Origin of the sequence: Sphingomonas sp. BK481, assembly GCF_014194875.1 — a bacterium.
GTDB classification, from domain to species: domain Bacteria; phylum Pseudomonadota; class Alphaproteobacteria; order Sphingomonadales; family Sphingomonadaceae; genus Sphingomonas; species Sphingomonas aerolata.
Genome location: NZ_JACIAP010000001.1, coordinates 589189 through 604491, shown reverse-complemented (window position 1 = coordinate 604491; position 15303 = coordinate 589189). Strand labels below are relative to the sequence as shown.

At 69.4% G+C, this 15303-nt stretch carries 14 protein-coding genes and 1 tRNA gene; 6 read left to right on the top strand and 9 right to left on the bottom strand.

Annotated elements, in window-relative coordinates; genetic code table 11:
- Nucleotides 1-7: 7 nt before the first annotated feature.
- The 6 genes from FHY04_RS02845 to FHY04_RS02820 form a co-directional block, all read right to left on the bottom strand.
- A complete protein-coding gene (locus FHY04_RS02845; RefSeq protein WP_183935303.1) occupies nucleotides 8-1660 on the bottom strand; it encodes a hypothetical protein in 1653 nt (550 codons plus the stop codon).
- Entirely contained in the window at nucleotides 1657-2688 is a 1032-nt protein-coding gene (locus tag FHY04_RS02840; protein ID WP_183935302.1) for an AAA family ATPase, read from the bottom strand. The genes FHY04_RS02845 and FHY04_RS02840 overlap by 4 nt, the downstream gene beginning before the upstream one ends.
- A 10-nt stretch (nucleotides 2689-2698) precedes the next feature.
- Nucleotides 2699-4222, bottom strand: coding sequence for an XrtA system polysaccharide chain length determinant (locus FHY04_RS02835; protein WP_183935301.1), 1524 nt, complete (start codon nucleotides 4220-4222; stop codon nucleotides 2699-2701).
- Between the two features lie 11 nt (nucleotides 4223-4233).
- Nucleotides 4234-4878 carry an XrtA/PEP-CTERM system exopolysaccharide export protein gene (locus FHY04_RS02830; RefSeq protein WP_031393819.1) on the bottom strand — a complete coding sequence of 215 codons (645 nt, stop codon included), beginning with the start codon at nucleotides 4876-4878 and terminating at the stop codon, nucleotides 4234-4236.
- Nucleotides 4879-5006: 128 nt separating this feature from the next.
- Nucleotides 5007-6248 carry a pyridoxal-dependent decarboxylase, exosortase A system-associated gene (locus FHY04_RS02825; protein ID WP_183935469.1) on the bottom strand — a complete coding sequence of 414 codons (1242 nt, stop codon included), beginning with the start codon at nucleotides 6246-6248 and terminating at the stop codon, nucleotides 5007-5009.
- Nucleotides 6248-7774 carry an acyl-CoA ligase (AMP-forming), exosortase A system-associated gene (locus FHY04_RS02820; RefSeq protein ID WP_183935300.1) on the bottom strand — a complete coding sequence of 509 codons (1527 nt, stop codon included), beginning with the start codon at nucleotides 7772-7774 and terminating at the stop codon, nucleotides 6248-6250. The genes FHY04_RS02825 and FHY04_RS02820 overlap by 1 nt, the downstream gene beginning before the upstream one ends.
- A gap of 77 nt (nucleotides 7775-7851) precedes the next feature.
- Between FHY04_RS02820 and FHY04_RS02815 the strand changes: the two genes are divergently transcribed.
- Genes FHY04_RS02815 through FHY04_RS02805 form a run of 3 tightly spaced genes read left to right on the top strand, consistent with a single transcriptional unit; the run spans nucleotide 7852 to nucleotide 9607 of the window.
- The gene (locus FHY04_RS02815; protein ID WP_031441379.1) at nucleotides 7852-8130 is read left to right on the top strand and encodes an acyl carrier protein; all 279 of its coding nucleotides are present in this window, start codon (nucleotides 7852-7854) and stop codon (nucleotides 8128-8130) included.
- Nucleotides 8131-8141: 11 nt separating this feature from the next.
- On the top strand, nucleotides 8142-8804 hold the full coding sequence (locus tag FHY04_RS02810; RefSeq protein WP_260171275.1) for a hypothetical protein: 663 nt from the start codon (nucleotides 8142-8144) through the stop codon (nucleotides 8802-8804).
- Nucleotides 8792-9607 carry a hydrolase 1, exosortase A system-associated gene (locus tag FHY04_RS02805; protein ID WP_183935299.1) on the top strand — a complete coding sequence of 272 codons (816 nt, stop codon included), beginning with the start codon at nucleotides 8792-8794 and terminating at the stop codon, nucleotides 9605-9607. Before FHY04_RS02810 ends, FHY04_RS02805 begins: the two co-directional genes overlap by 13 nt.
- A 263-nt stretch (nucleotides 9608-9870) precedes the next feature.
- On the opposite strand, the gene trxB is transcribed toward FHY04_RS02805, so the two are convergent.
- The gene (gene trxB / locus FHY04_RS02800; RefSeq protein WP_031395129.1) at nucleotides 9871-10839 is read right to left on the bottom strand and encodes a thioredoxin-disulfide reductase; all 969 of its coding nucleotides are present in this window, start codon (nucleotides 10837-10839) and stop codon (nucleotides 9871-9873) included.
- A gap of 125 nt (nucleotides 10840-10964) precedes the next feature.
- Here trxB and FHY04_RS02795 point away from each other — a divergent pair, with 125 nt between their 5' ends.
- Genes FHY04_RS02795 through fdhD form a run of 3 tightly spaced genes read left to right on the top strand, consistent with a single transcriptional unit; the run spans nucleotide 10965 to nucleotide 14574 of the window.
- On the top strand, nucleotides 10965-13253 hold the full coding sequence (locus FHY04_RS02795) for an FdhF/YdeP family oxidoreductase (RefSeq protein ID WP_183935298.1): 2289 nt from the start codon (nucleotides 10965-10967) through the stop codon (nucleotides 13251-13253).
- Nucleotides 13160-13765, top strand: a complete 606-nt coding sequence (locus FHY04_RS02790; RefSeq protein WP_311723396.1) for a molybdenum cofactor guanylyltransferase — start codon at nucleotides 13160-13162, stop codon at nucleotides 13763-13765. The genes FHY04_RS02795 and FHY04_RS02790 overlap by 94 nt, the downstream gene beginning before the upstream one ends.
- Nucleotides 13762-14574, top strand: coding sequence for a formate dehydrogenase accessory sulfurtransferase FdhD (fdhD, locus tag FHY04_RS02785; protein ID WP_183935297.1), 813 nt, complete (start codon nucleotides 13762-13764; stop codon nucleotides 14572-14574). The genes FHY04_RS02790 and fdhD overlap by 4 nt, the downstream gene beginning before the upstream one ends.
- Here the strand turns inward: fdhD and FHY04_RS02780 are convergent.
- Together FHY04_RS02780 and FHY04_RS02775 are read right to left on the bottom strand one after the other, a co-directional pair.
- Nucleotides 14553-14629, bottom strand: a tRNA-Met gene (locus FHY04_RS02780). The two genes, fdhD and FHY04_RS02780, sit on opposite strands and share 22 nt — an antisense overlap.
- 65 nt (nucleotides 14630-14694) lie before the next feature.
- A complete protein-coding gene (locus FHY04_RS02775) occupies nucleotides 14695-15213 on the bottom strand; it encodes a 2'-5' RNA ligase family protein (protein ID WP_183935466.1) in 519 nt (172 codons plus the stop codon).
- Nucleotides 15214-15303: the final 90 nt, after the last annotated feature.

The window sequence follows — 15303 nt, the reverse complement described above, 5'->3', positions numbered from 1 at the left end:
AAATATCCTAGAACTGATACCGTGCACCGAGCAGCGCCTGTGCGGACCAGTCGCTGTCGAAGTCGCCGACCTTGAAGCTGTATAACCCGAGCGACGCGGTCGTGCCGAGCCGTCCGAAATTACGGTAATAGGTGCCGGTCGCGCCATAGGACCAGACCCCGCCATCGCCCGCGGTGACGAAACCGCCGCCGAGCTGGCTGTCGAAATAGTTCACGAACGCGGTCGCATTGATCCCCGATACCGAAGACAGCGACCGCGCGAAATAGAGCTGGCCGTAATAGCTCTCGTCCTCGAGGCCCGTGACGACGAGGCCGGGCGCGCCGCGCGGCGCGAAGAGCCGGCGATTGGCATAGCCGATCCCGCCGCCAAAGGTCGTCCGCCCGCGCGTCGCGACGAGCACCGCGTCGATCCCGCGCGCACGGTAGCTCGAGGTGGAGATCGACTGGAACACGTCGTCGAGGCACCCGCCCGGCGCCGCGCCGGTCGCGCCGAACACGCAGCCGTTGAACTGCTGCGCAAAGCCCTGGTTGGGCGCGAGGAAGCTCGTCGGCAGGTTGGCGAGGCCGGTGCGCAGCTGGCGGCCGAAGGTCTGCACGCCGTCATAGACGTTGACCGCGACGCCGACGTCCTTCGACGCCTGGTAGGTCGCGGTGCCGGTGAAGCTGAGCGAGCCATAGCGTTCGCCGATCCGTGCCTCGACCGAGGTCCGCCGGTTCGGCCGCCAGATCACGCCCGCGTCGTAATAGAGCCCGTCGGTGCGATAGGCGATGCGGCGCGGCGATCCCGGCGCGGTCCGGAACCGGCCGTCGCGGTCGAGCACGGGGACGCCCGCGGCATCGACCAGCGCATCCTTCTGGCTCGTCTCGATCCGTTCATAGCCGAGGCCCGCGGTCAGCGCGACATAGGGCGACACCGGCAGCACCGCGTCGCCGCGGCCGAAATAGCCCTGGTAGCGCTGGCTGAGCTGACCCGCGGTCTCGCGGTCGAACCCCGCGCTCGCGGTCAGCCCGACCGGCAGCAGCGTGCCCGGCCGGAAGCCCGCGCTGGCAGTCGCGGTGTGGCCGATCGAATCGTCATAATAATCGAGCCGCTGCCCGCCGGTCGCCGCGGTGCCGAAGGTCGGGGTCTCGACCTTGGTATAGCCCAGCCGGTAGTTCGCGTTGAGCGCGACGTCGCCCGCCTGCGCGGCGAAATTCGGGCCGCCATAGACGGCATAGACCTGCGCGATGTTCGACACGTTGCCGACCAGCACGCCGGGCGCGGCGCCGCGAATGTCCGAGCGCGATCGCGTGGCGATCCCGCCTGCTTCCAGCGAGACGTTGCGCGTCAGCTGCGCCTCGACCCGCGCGAGACCCGAATGGATGTCGGTGTCGCCGATATCGTCGTCATAGGCGAAGCGGCGTTCGTAGCGATAGCTGACCTGCCCGTTGATCCGCGCGGTCGACACCGCGGCGTCGACGCCGGCGGCGAGCGAGGTGTAGGTGAGCACGTCGCCGCCGCCGAGATCCGCGGTGAGGATCTGCGTCGCCTCGATATAGGGCCGGACGACGACGCGCCGGGCGCCCTGCCCGCTACCGGACGCGGAGTCGGACTGGGCAAGCGCGGGCCCTGCGACGAACAGCGCCGCCGCGCCGCCGAGGATCAGGCGGACGTCGTTCACCGCGCGCCGCCTTGCTCGTAATAGCTGCCGAACCGCGCGCCGCCGGGGACGAACGACACCGCGTTGAGCACCAGCTGGATATGCTCGCAGCTGTCGAGCCGGTTGACCGCGGCGCGGACCTCGCTTTCGGGCGTATGATCGGCGCGGACGACGAGCATGACCTGCCCGACCAGCATCGCGAGCACGCCCGCGGGCGACGCGGCGAGCGCGGGCGGCGAATCGAAGATCACGATGCGCCGCGGATCCGCCGCGAGCAGCCGCGCGAGCACCGCACGGGTCCGCGCGCTCGCGAGCAGCTCGGTATCCATCGTCGTCCGGTCGCCCGCGGGCAGGATCGAGAGATGCGGCACGTCGGTGCGGATCACCAGCGTCTCGACGTCGATGCTCGTATCGGCCAGCGCATCGAGCAGGCCGGGACCATCGTCGAGCCCGAGCTGCCGCAGCACGTCGGGCTTGGCGACATCGGCATCGACCAGCAGCACCTCGGTATCGCGCTCTGCCGCGATCGAGAGTGCGAGGTTGATCGCGCAGAAGGTCTTGCCGTCGTTCGGGCGTGCCGAGCAGACGAGAATCGTGCGCGCCTTGTCGGGCACCGCGCTGGCCTCGATCTGCGCGCGCGTGATCAGCAGTTGCCGCTTGATGAGGCGGAACTCCTCCGCCAGCGGACCGACCGGCGCGCCGGGCACCATCATGCCGTTCGCCGCCAGCATCCCGCGATCGATCATCGCCGTGTCGCTGGCGACAAACGGCATATGAAACTCGTCAGGCAATTCCTGCCCGATCGGCGCGCGAAGCTCGGGCGGGATCGCGAGGAAGGTCGCATCGTCGGAGTCCGACGCGTCGGCTTCGAACGCCGCAACGGGCCCGGCGGCAGGCTCAGGCGCGCGTGCCGGTTCGACCGGCGGCACCGGCGGCCGGGCCCGCACGTGCTGGTTGAAGTCATAGACCGTGGCGGCGCGTTCGAGCAGCGACGGCGCGCGTGGCGGCTCGCCGCTGGCTTCGTGCGATTCGGGGATCTTGCTACGCATGGTCACGTCCTCAGGCCGCCAGGCCACGCTGCAGAATCTCGACGCCCAGCAGCAGTACATAGGCGGCGCCGAGCGCTGCCGTGCCGCCGAGGAACATCCGGAACTGCTTGGCGCGCAGCTCGGACTGGGTGCGCGTCACGACTTCGCCGATCGACCCGATCACCGGCATTCCCGCGACGCGTTCGAGCCGGGCGCTGGTAGCGAACGTGCCGCGAAGCTGACCGAGCAGGAACGCGCCGCCGATCCCGGCACCGAGCCCGGCGATCAGTACGCCGGTCAGCAGCAGCATCCGGTTCGGTGCGCTCGGCTTTTGCGGCGTGGTCGGCGGGTCGATCACGCTGAACTTGACGCGATCGGTCTGCGACTGCGCCTGGCCGCGGAGCGCGATCTGTTCGCGCTGGGTCAGCAGCTGGTCATACTGGTCCTTCAGCACCTGATAATCGCGGTCGATCGCGCCCTGTTCGGCGGCGACGGTCGGATCCTCGGAGAGCTTGGCGTTGAGCTGGTCGAGATCGCCCTGCAGCTGCGCGCGCCGGATCCGGAGCGACGCGACCGCCGCCTGCTTGTCCGCCATCATCGCCTGCAGCGAGACATAGAGCGGATTGGGCGACGAGCCCGCGCCGCTGCCCCCCGACAGCGGTTCGCCCCGCGCTGCCGCGGTCGCCTGGGCGAGCTGCGCGCGCAGCGCGACAACGTCGGGATGGCTTTCGGTATAGCCCCGCGCACGGGCATCGGCGAGCTGCCCCTGGATCGCCGCCAGCCGGACGCGTGCGGGTCCGGCCGCACCGGCGACGCCGCCGCTGCCCGCGACCGTCAGCGCGACGCCGGCCATCTGGCCCTGCACCGCGGCCAGCCCCGATTGCGCCGCGGCGAGATCGCCATCGACCTGTGCCATCTGCGACCGCGCGGCGCCAATCCGGTCGGCGACCGACCCGGTGCCGGGCAGCGCGCCGAGATAGCGGTTCTGGAAGTCGGCGCGCTTGGCCTCCGCGTCCTGCAGCTGCTTCTGCCGCTGCGCCAGTTGCTTGTCGAGAAAGCTGAGGCTCTGGCTGGTGCTCGTCCGGTCGCCCGCCAGATTGCCCTCGACGAAGATGTCGATCAGCTTCTGCGTGATCGTCCGCGCGAGCTTGGGACTCGCCGCGGTCGTCGCGATCTCGAACAGATTGTCCTGCGCCGACGTCACCTTGATCGACTGGGCGAGGCTGGCGACGCGGTCGGCGACGTCGCGGTCGCTGGCGACCGTGTTGGCAAGGTCGGTGCCGCGCACGACCTTCTCCAGATTGACCGCGGAGGTCAGCGTCTGGCGGATCGTGTCGATGTCGGTGCGGCTCGAGGCCGACGGCTGGTCCATACTCGCGGGCAGCAGGTTCTGCATCTGGACGAAGACGCGCGCGCGCGATTCATAGCGGCTCGGAATCTGCGATACGAACAGCCAGCCGAGGACGCACACGCCCCACGCGATCGCGAGCGCGAGCCACCGCCGCGTCCAGATCGCGTGCAGCGCGACCCGCGCCTCGTCATAGATGCCGTTCATACCGCCACGCCTCAGAACATCGATTCGGGGATGATGATGACGTCACCGGGCTCAAGCCTGACATTGGCGGACGAATCGCCCTTTTTCAACAGGTTCGAGATTTGCAGCGAGAACTCGCTCTGCTTGCCGCTCGCCCGGTCGTAGCGCACCAGCCGCGCCTTGTTGCCCGCCGCATACTGGCTGAGCCCGCCGACCGCGATCATCGCGTCGAGCAGCGTCATATTGGCGCGATAGGGGATCGAGGCGGGCTTTTCGGTCGCGCCGACGATGCGGACCTGCTGGCTGTAGGTGCCGCTGAAATTCTCGACGATCACCGAGACGATCGGGTTTTTGACATATTCGCCGAGCGCCTTCTTCATGTCGTCGGCGAGCTGGGCGGGCGTCTTGCCCACCGCGGACATGTCGTTGACCAGCGGCGTCGTGATCCGGCCGTCGGGGCGGACCTGGACCTTCGACGACAGTTCGGGATTGCGCCAGACGAAGATGTTGAGCTGATCGAGCGGGCCGATCACATATTCCTCGCCCGGCAGCTCCTTGTTCGCGACATAGGCCGCGGGCGGCAGTTCGGGCGGACCGCCGGTGCTGCTGCAGGCGGCCAGCGACGACGCGGCGAGCCCCAGCGTGAACAGGGAACGGGAAACGGGTCCGGAACGCATGGGCACTGATCTCCTGGCGCCATCCCGGCAACGGGTGTCCGATGGCCGGTTAAACTCGCACGGGCTATGCAGGGAAACAGGTGAAGATAGCGTTTAGGAGCGCCCCGCAACCCCGCCCGCCGCCACGCTCATGGCTGGGGTTGGACTGAAGTAACGATCTCGAGCGCGGGTGGATGCCCGAGAAACGCCGCCGGGCTCGCGCTGGCGCCGTATGCGCCCGCCATGAAGATCGCGATCAGGTCCCCGGGCACGACCGGCGGCAGCGCGACGCGGTCGCCGAGCCGGTCGAGCGGGGTGCACAGCGGTCCCACGACCGACACTGCGTCCGCCGCCGCCGCCTCCCCCATCCGCGCGGCGACCGCGATCGGATAGTTGCGCCGGACGACGGTGCCGAAATTGCCGCTCGCCGCGAGCTGATGGTTGAGCCCGCCATCGACCACCACGAAGACTTCGCCCTGGCTCTGCTTCACGTCGATCACGCGGGTCAGGTACACGCCGGCTTCGGCGACCAGCCACCGCCCGAGCTCGATCGCGAACCGGGTGTCGCGCAGCACCGCCGCGCGTGTCTCGAGTGCCGCGTGCAGCGCCGCACCTACCCGCTCGACGTCGAGCGCGACGTCGTTGGCGAAATAGGGGACGCCGAACCCGCCGCCCAGATTGACCAGCGGCGGCGCGACGCCCGCCGCGTCGGCGAGCCGCGCGGCGAGGTCGAGCGTCGCGGCCTGCGTCTCGATGATCGCGCCCGCGTCGAGCGCCTGGCTGCCCGCATAGATGTGGAACCCGCGCCAGTCCGCGCCCGCCGCGACGATGGCGCGGACCAGCGCCGCGGCACGCTCCGCATCGACCCCGAAGGGCGAGGCGCGGCCGCCCATCCGCATCCCCGATCCGCGCAGTTCGATATCGGGGTTCACGCGCACCGCCATTTGCGGCGCGATGCCGAGCCGCGCGCCGATCGCGAAGCCGCGCGTGGCCTCGCCCTCCGATTCGACGTTCAACGTCGCGCCCGCGCGGATCGCCGCGGCGAGTTCGTCGTCGCGCTTGCCGGGGCCGGCAAAGCTGATCGCATGTGCCGGCTTGACCGCCAGCGCCATGCCGAGCTCGCCTGCCGACGCGACGTCGAGCCCGTCGACCAGCGGCGCGACCGCCGCGAGCAAGTCCGAATGCGGGTTCGCCTTGATCGCATAATGCAGGTCGATCGCGGGCATCGCTGTGCGGAACCGCGCGATCCGCGCCGCGACGATGGCGCTGTCATAGACGAACAGCGGCGTGTCGCCGGCCTGCGCGATCCAGTCTGCCGCGGACCGCCCGCCGATCGTCAGCGCGCCCGACTGGTGCGCATATTCGGGCGGCAACGCCCCCATCGGCTTCATCATGCCTGTCCCTGTTCCTGTGCCGACGACCATGCCCGGACCTCGGCTGCGATCGCGGACCGGTCGAGCTTGCCGTTGGCGTTGCGCGGCAGCGCGTCGCGCCACAGATAGCCGGCGGGCTGCATGAAGCTCGGCAGCGTGGTGCGCAACCGGGTCCTGAGCGCGGGCTCGTCCGCCGCGCCGCCTGCGAGCATCACGACGATCGCCTGCCCCAGCCGCGGATCGGCCACGCCGACCGCGACCGCCTCGCGGGCTTCGTTGCCGGCGAGTACCGCCTCCTCGACCTCGAGCGGGCTGATCCGGTTGCCCGCGCTCTTGATCATCTCGTCGTCGCGGCCGACGAAGCGGAGCAGCCCGTCCGCGCCCTCGACCACCGTGTCGCCCGACCAGACCGCCATGCCGTTGCCGTCGGGCGCGGGGCGGAAGCGCTGCGCCGTCCGCTCGGCATCGCGCCAATAACCCTGCGCGACCAGCGGGCCGGCATGGACCAGCTCGCCCGGTTCGCCCGGCGCGGCGCGGGTGCCGTCGGGCCGGATCACCGACACCTGCGCGAACGGGATCGCACGGCCCATCGCATCGGGATGCGCGTCGATCAGCGACGGGTCGAGATAGGTCGAGCGGAACGCCTCGGTCAGCCCGTACATCGCGTAGATATCCGCGCCGGCGAACCGCGCACGCAGCCCCGCGACGAGCCGCGGGGTCAGCGCGCCCCCCGAATTGGTCAGCCGCCGCAGCCGCGCCGCGGTCTCCGCCGGCCAGTCCGCCTCGAGCAGCTGCACCCAGAGCGGCGGCACGCCGGCGAGCGTCGTCGCGCCGACCCGCTCGACCGCCTTCACGACGTCGCGCGCGACCATATAGTCGATCGGCGCGACCGCGGCGCCCGCCGCCCAGGTCGAGAAGAGCTGGTTCTGGCCGTAATCGAACGACAGCGGCAGCACGCCCAGCACCCGGTCGTCGCGCGTGAGCCTCAGATAGTGCGCGACCGACACCGCGCCGAGCGCCAGATTGGCATGGCTCAGCATCACCCCCTTGGGGTGCCCGGTCGAGCCCGAGGTGTAGAGGATCGCGGCGAGCGTGGCCGGATCCGCATCGGACGGGCCCGGGCCGCCCTCGCGCTGCAGGTCGAGCGCCGCCTCGTCGACGACTGTGCAGTCCGCGGGCACGTCGCCCGGCTCGAGCGTCGCCGCGCGCGCGCCCTGCGTCACCAGCAGCGCAGCACCGCTGTCGGCGAGGATATGCGCAACCTGCGCGCGTCGCAGCAGCGGGTTGACCGGCACATGGACCAGCCCCGCACGCGCTGCCGCGAGCGGCATCACGCAGGCGACCCGCGTCTTGGGCAGCCAGGTCGCGACGCGCTCACCCTTCGCCAACCCCTGCCCCGCCAGCCAACCCGCGAGCGCGGCGACCGCGGTTTCGAGGTCGTGGAACGTCATCGTCCCTGCGCGGTCGATCAGCGCAACGTCGTCGGCTGCGCCGCGCGACGTCAGGTGATCGATCGGAAACGGGACGGGGTCGGGCGGGGTCATGGGTCCTCCATAGCGCCAAGCCGTTGCCGAATTCACCCCCACAGGCTAGCGGGGCCCGGTTCGCAACGGTTCAGGCGATGCTCGTGATCTTCGAAGGTACTTCCCAGGTTGAAACGACGGTCCGCGCCGTCCTTGCCGACATCCTTGGCCTTAGCGCCGAGCGAGTCGCGGCATTCACCGACGACACGCCGTTGTTCGGCGCGCTCCCCGAACTCGATTCGATGGCGGTGGCAAGCGTGCTGACCGAGCTCGAGGACCGGCTCGGCATCCTGATCGAGGATGACGAGATCGACGGCGAGATGCTCGAGACGTTCGGCGCGCTCGTCCAGTTTGCGGCGCGCAAGGCGCTGGTCTAGCCTCGGCCGGGATGACCGGCCCCCGCTTCGATCGCTATGACTGGGCCGGCGGGCGCGAGACGATGCTGCGCTTCGGCCCCGATGCCGGACCGCTGGTCGTCGCGGTGCTGCCGCTGTTCGAGGAGGCGAACCGCACGCGCGCGTTCCTCGTCGCGATGCTGCGCGCGCTGGCGGGGCGCGGGATCGGCAGCATCTTGCCCGACCTGCCCGGTACCGGCGAGAGTGTGGTCGAGACGCGCGACCTGCGGTTGGCCGACCTGCGCCAGGCGTTTGCCGCGCTTGTCGGGACGCTCGACGTGCCGGTTTACGCGGTCACGATTCGGAGTGGTGCGCTCGTCGATTGCAACGCCAGTCTTGCCGGGCGGTGGCGGCTCGCACCGCAGGCGGGTGATGACCTGCTGCGCGACCTGAAACGGATCCGCGCCGCGTCGACGATGCCCGACGAGGGTGCGTATGCAGGCAACAGCCTGACCGAGGCGCTGCTCGCCGATCTGCGCGACGCGGTGCCTTACGACGCGTCGCGAACGGTTCGACTCGAGAGCGACCCGCGCTCGGCGGATGCGCGCTATCCCGGCGCGCCGCTGTGGCGACGGTCGGAGCCGGGGACCGATGCGGCGCTCGCGCAGGCGCTCGCCGCCGATGTCGCCGGGTGGATCGCGACATGCGGCGGCTGATCGCGGTCCCCTGCGAGGGCGAGACGCTGGTCGCGACGCTCGACGAGGCGGCGGGCGCGACCGGGGTGCTGATCGTGTCGGGCGGCAACGAGATCCGCAGCGGCGCGCACCGCGGCATGGCGATGCTCGCGCGGCGGCTGGCGGCGGGGGGCACGCCGGTGTTCCGCTACGACCGCCGCGGCATCGGCGATTCGAGCGGCGAGAATGGCGGCTTTCTGTCGGCGCAGGCCGATCTGGTCGCCGCCGCCGCCGCGTTCCGCGCCGCTGCGCCGCACGTCACGCGGCTGGTGGGGTTCGGCAATTGCGACGCCGCGAGCGCGCTCGCGCTGTTCGGCGGGGCGGCGGGGATCGACCGGCTACTCCTCGCCAACCCCTGGGTGATCGCGCCGACCGACGACCTGCCCCCTGCCGCCGCGATCCGCGCGCGCTATGCGGCGCGGCTGCGTGATCCGGCCGCGTGGCTCAGCCTGCTCCGCGGCGGGATCAATCTGCGCAAGCTGGTCCGGGGTCTGGTGAGGCTGTGGCGCGGGTCGGGGGAGGTCGAGGGCGACCTTGCGAGCCGGGTCTGCGGCGCGATCGACGGCTGGGCGGATCGCGTCGTCATTCTGCTCGCGACAGGGGATGCGACCGCGCAGGTGTTTGCGGCACGCTACCGCGGCGCGGCGCGGATCGTGCGACTGGCTACCGGTTCGCACAGCTTCGCCGGGACCGCGAATGCCGGTGCGTTGGAGGCGGCGCTCAGGGACGTGATCGACGGCACTGAGGATGCACAGGTCCCCGCCTCTCCCACTTCGTCATCCTGACGAACGTCAGGACCCAGGGTTACGGGCGGTGCCGTTCCTGGCTCTGGATCCTGACTTTCGTCAGGATGACGGAAGGTGTGAGGGATAGCGGCTCGACCCCTCACGTCATCCTGACTAAAGTCAGGATCCAGGGTTACGGGCGACGCCGTCCTTGGCTCTGGGTCCTGACTTTCGTCAGGATGACGAGAGGGTGTGAGGGGGCGAGAGCACGCTCCCCCATCATGCGAACGAGGGGGCGTGAATCGGACGCACGCCCCCCGCGCTTACTCCGCGGCTTCGGCCAGTTCCGCGAATTCCGCCGCCGCCAGGAACCGCTCGGCGTCGAGGGCGGCCATGCAGCCCGTGCCTGCCGCGGTCACCGCCTGGCGGTAGACCTTGTCGGCAACGTCGCCGCACGCGAACACGCCCTCGACGCTGGTACGCGTCGAGCCGGTCTCGACCGAGATATAGCCGTCCGAATCGAGATCGATATGCCCGCGGAACAGCTCGGTCGCGGGGTGGTGGCCGATCGCGACGAAGCCGCCATCGACCGCGAGGCGCGAGCGTTCGCCCGTCACCGTATCCTCGAGTTCGAGCGCGACGAGCCCGGCATTGCCGCCGCCGTCGACGAATTCGCGGACTTCCTTGTTCCACAGCACGGTCACGCCCTTGTGCGCGAACAGCCGCTCCTGGAGGATCTTCTCCGAGCGCAGCGAATCGCGGCGGTGGATCAGCGTCACGTCGGGCGAATGGTTGGTGAGGTACAGCGCCTCCTCGACCGCGGTGTTGCCGCCGCCGATCACCGCGACCTTCTTGCCGCGGTAGAAGAAGCCGTCGCAGGTCGCACAGGCGCTGACGCCCTTGCCCTTCATCGGCTCCTCGCTGTCGATGCCGAGCCACTTCGCCTGCGCGCCGGTCGCGATGACGAGCGTCTCGCCCTCATACACGTCGCCGCTGTCGCCGGTCAGGCGGAACGGGCGGCTGCTGACATCGACCTTGACGATCGTGTCCCACATCATCCGCGTGCCGACATGCTCGGCCTGCGCCTGCATCTGCTCCATCAGCCACGGGCCCTGGATGACGTCCTTGAAGCCGGGATAATTCTCGACATCGGTGGTGGTGGTCAGCTGGCCGCCGGGCTGGATCCCCTGGACGACGATCGGCGCCATCCCGGCGCGCGCGCCATAGATCGCGGCCGACAGCCCGGCAGGCCCGGAACCGAGAATGAGCATGCGGGTCGTGTGCGTCGTCATCGTGATATCCTTGGAGTTTCGGATCCCATCTAGGCGATGGAGCATGCGATTTGAACCATCGCCACCGCAATCGGCGTGCATCGTTTGCCGCCCCGCTTCGTTGGAAGGCAAAAGCGGAGAGACGTATGAGCGACGACCGGACCATCGAGATCGAAGACTATACCGCACCCGCCGGCGGCTGGGGGTCGATGAAATCGCTCGTGGAGATATCCGCGCGCGAAAAGATCGGCCCCGAGGCGTTGCGCGAACTCACGCGGCAGAACAAGCCCGAGGGCTTTGCGTGCGTCAGCTGCGCCTGGGGCAAGCCCGCGCATCCGCATACCGCCGAATTCTGCGAGAATGGCGCGAAGGCGACTGCGTGGGAGCTGACCTCCTACCGCGTGACGCCGGCCTTCTTTCAGGAGCATACGGTCACCGAGCTGCTCGGCTGGAAGGATTTCGATCTCGAACAGGCCGGTCGCCTGACGCATCCGCTGAAATATGACGCCGCGACCGACAAATATGCCGCGTGCAGCTGGGACGAGGCGTTCGCCGGGATCGGCGCGAAGCTCAAGACCTATGACCCGACCAAGGTGATCTTCTACGCTTCGGGTCGCGCGAGCCTCGAGACCTCGTACATGTACAGCCTCATGGCGCGGATGTACGGCAGCCAGAACCTGCCCGACAGCTCGAACATGTGTCACGAGACGACCTCGGTAGGGCTGAAGTCGGCAATCGGCTCGGCGGTCGGGACGATCCACCTCTCGGATTACGAGAAGTGCGACGCGATCTTCTATTTCGGGCAGAATCCGGGCGTGAACAGCCCGCGCTTCCTTCACCCGCTGCGCGATTGCGCCAAGCGCGGCGTCGAGATCGTCGTGTTCAATCCGCTGAAGGAGCGCGGTCTGGAGAAATTCCAGGATCCGCAGAATCCGCTGGAGATGGTCACCGGCAAGTCGACGCCGATCGCCTCGCAATATCACCAGGTGAAGACCGGCGGCGACGTCGGCGCGCTGATGGGGATGTGCAAATATCTGATCGAGGCCGATGATCGCGCGCGCGAACTCAACACGCTGCGCATCCTCGACCACGCCTTCCTCGCCGAGCACACCACCGGGTTCGAGGCGTTCGCGGACGTCGCGCGCGGCACTGACTGGGCGACGATCGAACATGAGAGTGGGTTGTCGCGCGTCGAGATCGAATCGGCCGCGAAGGTCTATGCCAAGTCGAAGGCGGTCATCGCGGTATACGGCATGGGGCTGACCCAGCATGTCGGCGGGATCGACAACGTCCACATGCTCGTCAACCTGATGCTGCTGCGCGGGAATATCGGCAAGCCCGGCGCGGGCATGGGCCCGGTCCGCGGCCATTCGAACGTCCAGGGGCAGCGCACCGTCGGCATCACTGAAAAGCCCGAGCTCGCCCCGCTCGACAAGCTTGCCGAGCAATATGGCTTCGAGCCGCCGCGCGAGCTCGGCTGGGACACGGTCGCGTCGTGCGAGGCGGTCCTCGAGGGCGAGGCGCAGGCATTCATCGGGCTGGGCGGCAATTTCGTCCGCGCGATCCCCGACCATGCCCGGATGGAGCCGGCGTGGCGCGGGATCGATCTGACGGTGCACATCGCCACCAAGCTCAACCGTTCGCACCTGCTGCCCGGCAAGACCTGCTATCTGCTGCCCTGCCTCGGCCGGATCGAGACCGACATGCAGGGCACCGGGCCGCAGAGCGTGTCGGTCGAGGATTCGTTCAGCCAGATCTATGGCTCGAAGGGCAAGGCGACGCCGGCCGCGGAGACGTTGCTGTCCGAGCCGGCGATCCTCGCGGGTATCGCCAAGGCGACGCTGGCGCCCAATCCGAAGCTCGACTGGGATGCGTGGGTGCGCGACTATGCGCGGATCCGCGATGCGATCGCCGAGACCTATCCGGACATGTTCTCCGACTTCAACGCCAAGATGTTCACCCCCGGCGGCTTCTGGAAGGGCGTGCCGGCGGCGCACCGCGAATGGCTGACCGAGAGCGGCAAGGCGGAGATCAACGTCCCCCACTCGCTCAACGTCACCGGTTTCGAGGAGAGCGAGGGGCGGTTCCGGCTGATGACGCTGCGGTCGAACGATCAGTTCAACACCACAGTCTATGGCTATCACGACCGGTTCCGCGGCGTGAAGGGCACGCGCGACATCGTCTTCATGAACCGCAGCGACATGCTGCGCATGGGGCTGACCGATGGTGACGACGTCGATCTGGTCGGCGATGCGGGCGACAATGCCGACCGCCGCTTCAACAAGCTGCGCGTCGTCGAATATTCGATTCCGGAAGGGTGCGTCGGGGCCTATTACCCCGAGTGCAACCTGCTGATGCCGGTCGCGCACCATGCGCGCGAAAGCCATGTGCCTGCCGCCAAGTCGGTGCCGGTGCGGATCGAGAAGACGCGCTGAGCACGCCCAGGATCCTCGGCGTCGTCCTGGCGGGCGGGCGATCGTCGCGGTTCGGGTCGGACAAGGCGCAGGCGCTGCTCGCCGGCCGTCGGCTCGCCGACCACGCCTGTGCGCTGCTGCGGCCACATGTCGATGACGCGGTGGTCGCGGGCCGGGATGGCCTGATCCGCGACCTGCCGGGGCCCGATCTGGGGCCGCTGGGGGGCATAGCGGGGGCGCTGCACCATGCGGCGGGTCTGGGCTACACCTCCGTCCTCACGATCGCCTGCGACGTGCCCGTGCTGCCTGACGGGCTGCTGGCGGCGCTCGCCCGCCGCGCGCCCGCCTTCTGCCCCGACGCGCCCGTGCTGGGGCATTGGGAGACCGCGTCCGCCGCTGCGCTGATCGCGCATATCGAATCGTCGCCGCGCCGCTCGGTACGCGGCTGGGCCGAGGCGATCGGCGCCTTGCCGATCCCTGCGCATGGGGTCATCCCGAACATCAACACCCCCGAGGACATGGCCGCGCTGTGACGACTGCCCGTACCGAAGCGATCACCATCCTGCGCCCCGACGCCGTCGCGGCGGGCACGCGCGCGATCGCGATCGAGGTGCCCGTCGCGATCGAGATCGACGGCCTGGGCTATGCGGTGATGATGATGACGCCCGCCGACCTGCCCGCCTTCACCACCGGGTTCCTGCTGACCGAGCGGCTCGCCGACAGCGCCGACGACGTCCGCGACATCGACGTGTTCGAGGCGGAGGCGGGCTGGATCGTCCGGGTCGGCCTGTCGGAGCGGTGCAGGGGGCGGATCCACGACCGCGTCCGCCACCGGACCAGCGACACGAGCTGCGGGCTGTGCGGCATCTCAGGGCTCGAACAGCTGCGCAAGCCGGTGGCGGGCACCCCGCCCCGCCCCGACGTGCCCGTCACCGCGATCTTCGCCGCGCTGGCCGGGCTGCGCGCGCATCAGCCGCTCAACGCCGCGACGGGGGCGATCCATGCCGCCGCCGCCTGCGACCGGTCGGGAGCCGTGCTGGCCGCCTATGAGGATGTCGGGCGCCACAATGCGCTCGACAAGCTCGTCGGCGGGCTGGCGATCCGGTCGACCGAGCCGCCCGCCTTCATCCTCGTCACGTCGCGGATCAGCTTCGAGATGGTCGACAAGGCGCTGGTCGCGGGCGTGGCGATGCTGGTCGGGATTTCCGCGCCCACAAGTCTCGCGATCGATCACGCGCGCGCGCACGGCCTGACGCTGCTGGCGCTCGCCCGCAGCGACGCGATCCTGGTCGTCAACGACCCGTTCGGTGTGTTTGAAAATGGTAGCGAAGGAGGGACTTGAACCCCCGACCCCAGGATTATGATTCCCGTGCTCTAACCAACTGAGCTACTTCGCCGTACCGTCTGCGGGGAAGCATTCTTCCCTGCGAGGCGCGGCCTATAGGAAGCGGATTCGAGGCGGTCAAGCAAACATGTGGCGGGAAATCGCTTCCCAGGGCCCGCCGCGATACCACCAGGCGCCGAGCCCGGCGATTTCGACGTCCCGCGCCGCGAAGTCGCGCTGCAGATTGCCGAGCAGCAGCCTGGCGACCGACGGGTTGACCTTGTTCTGGATCGTGACGTGCGGACGCCAGCCGCCCGCGTCCTGCGGCGTCAGCATCCCCGTGAACGCATCCGCCAGCCGCGCGCGGATCCCGACCAGCTCGGGCGATTCGATCCGGTAGGCGACACCGCGCCCCAGCGACATCAGCCCGCCGATCCGCGCCCGCGGCGCCGGCAGCCCGCGCGTCTCCTGGTTCAGCCGGTGCTTGAGCTCGTCGAGGCCCGAGGGCGGCAAATGGTGGAACAGCGTCAGGTGCGAATCGAGCTGGTTGCGCTCGGGCGGGAAATGCTCGCGCCGCAGCGCGTCGAAGAACGCGGTGTCCTGGCGGCCGAACAGCGCGGTGACGATGATCGGGGCGACTTCGGTCGTGCTAGCCATCATGCAGATACCTCCCCGGCGCAGGCCGGGGTCCAGTTGGAAAGGTTGATGTAACTTCGTGTGACGTCCGCCATCGACGTTTCCCAACTG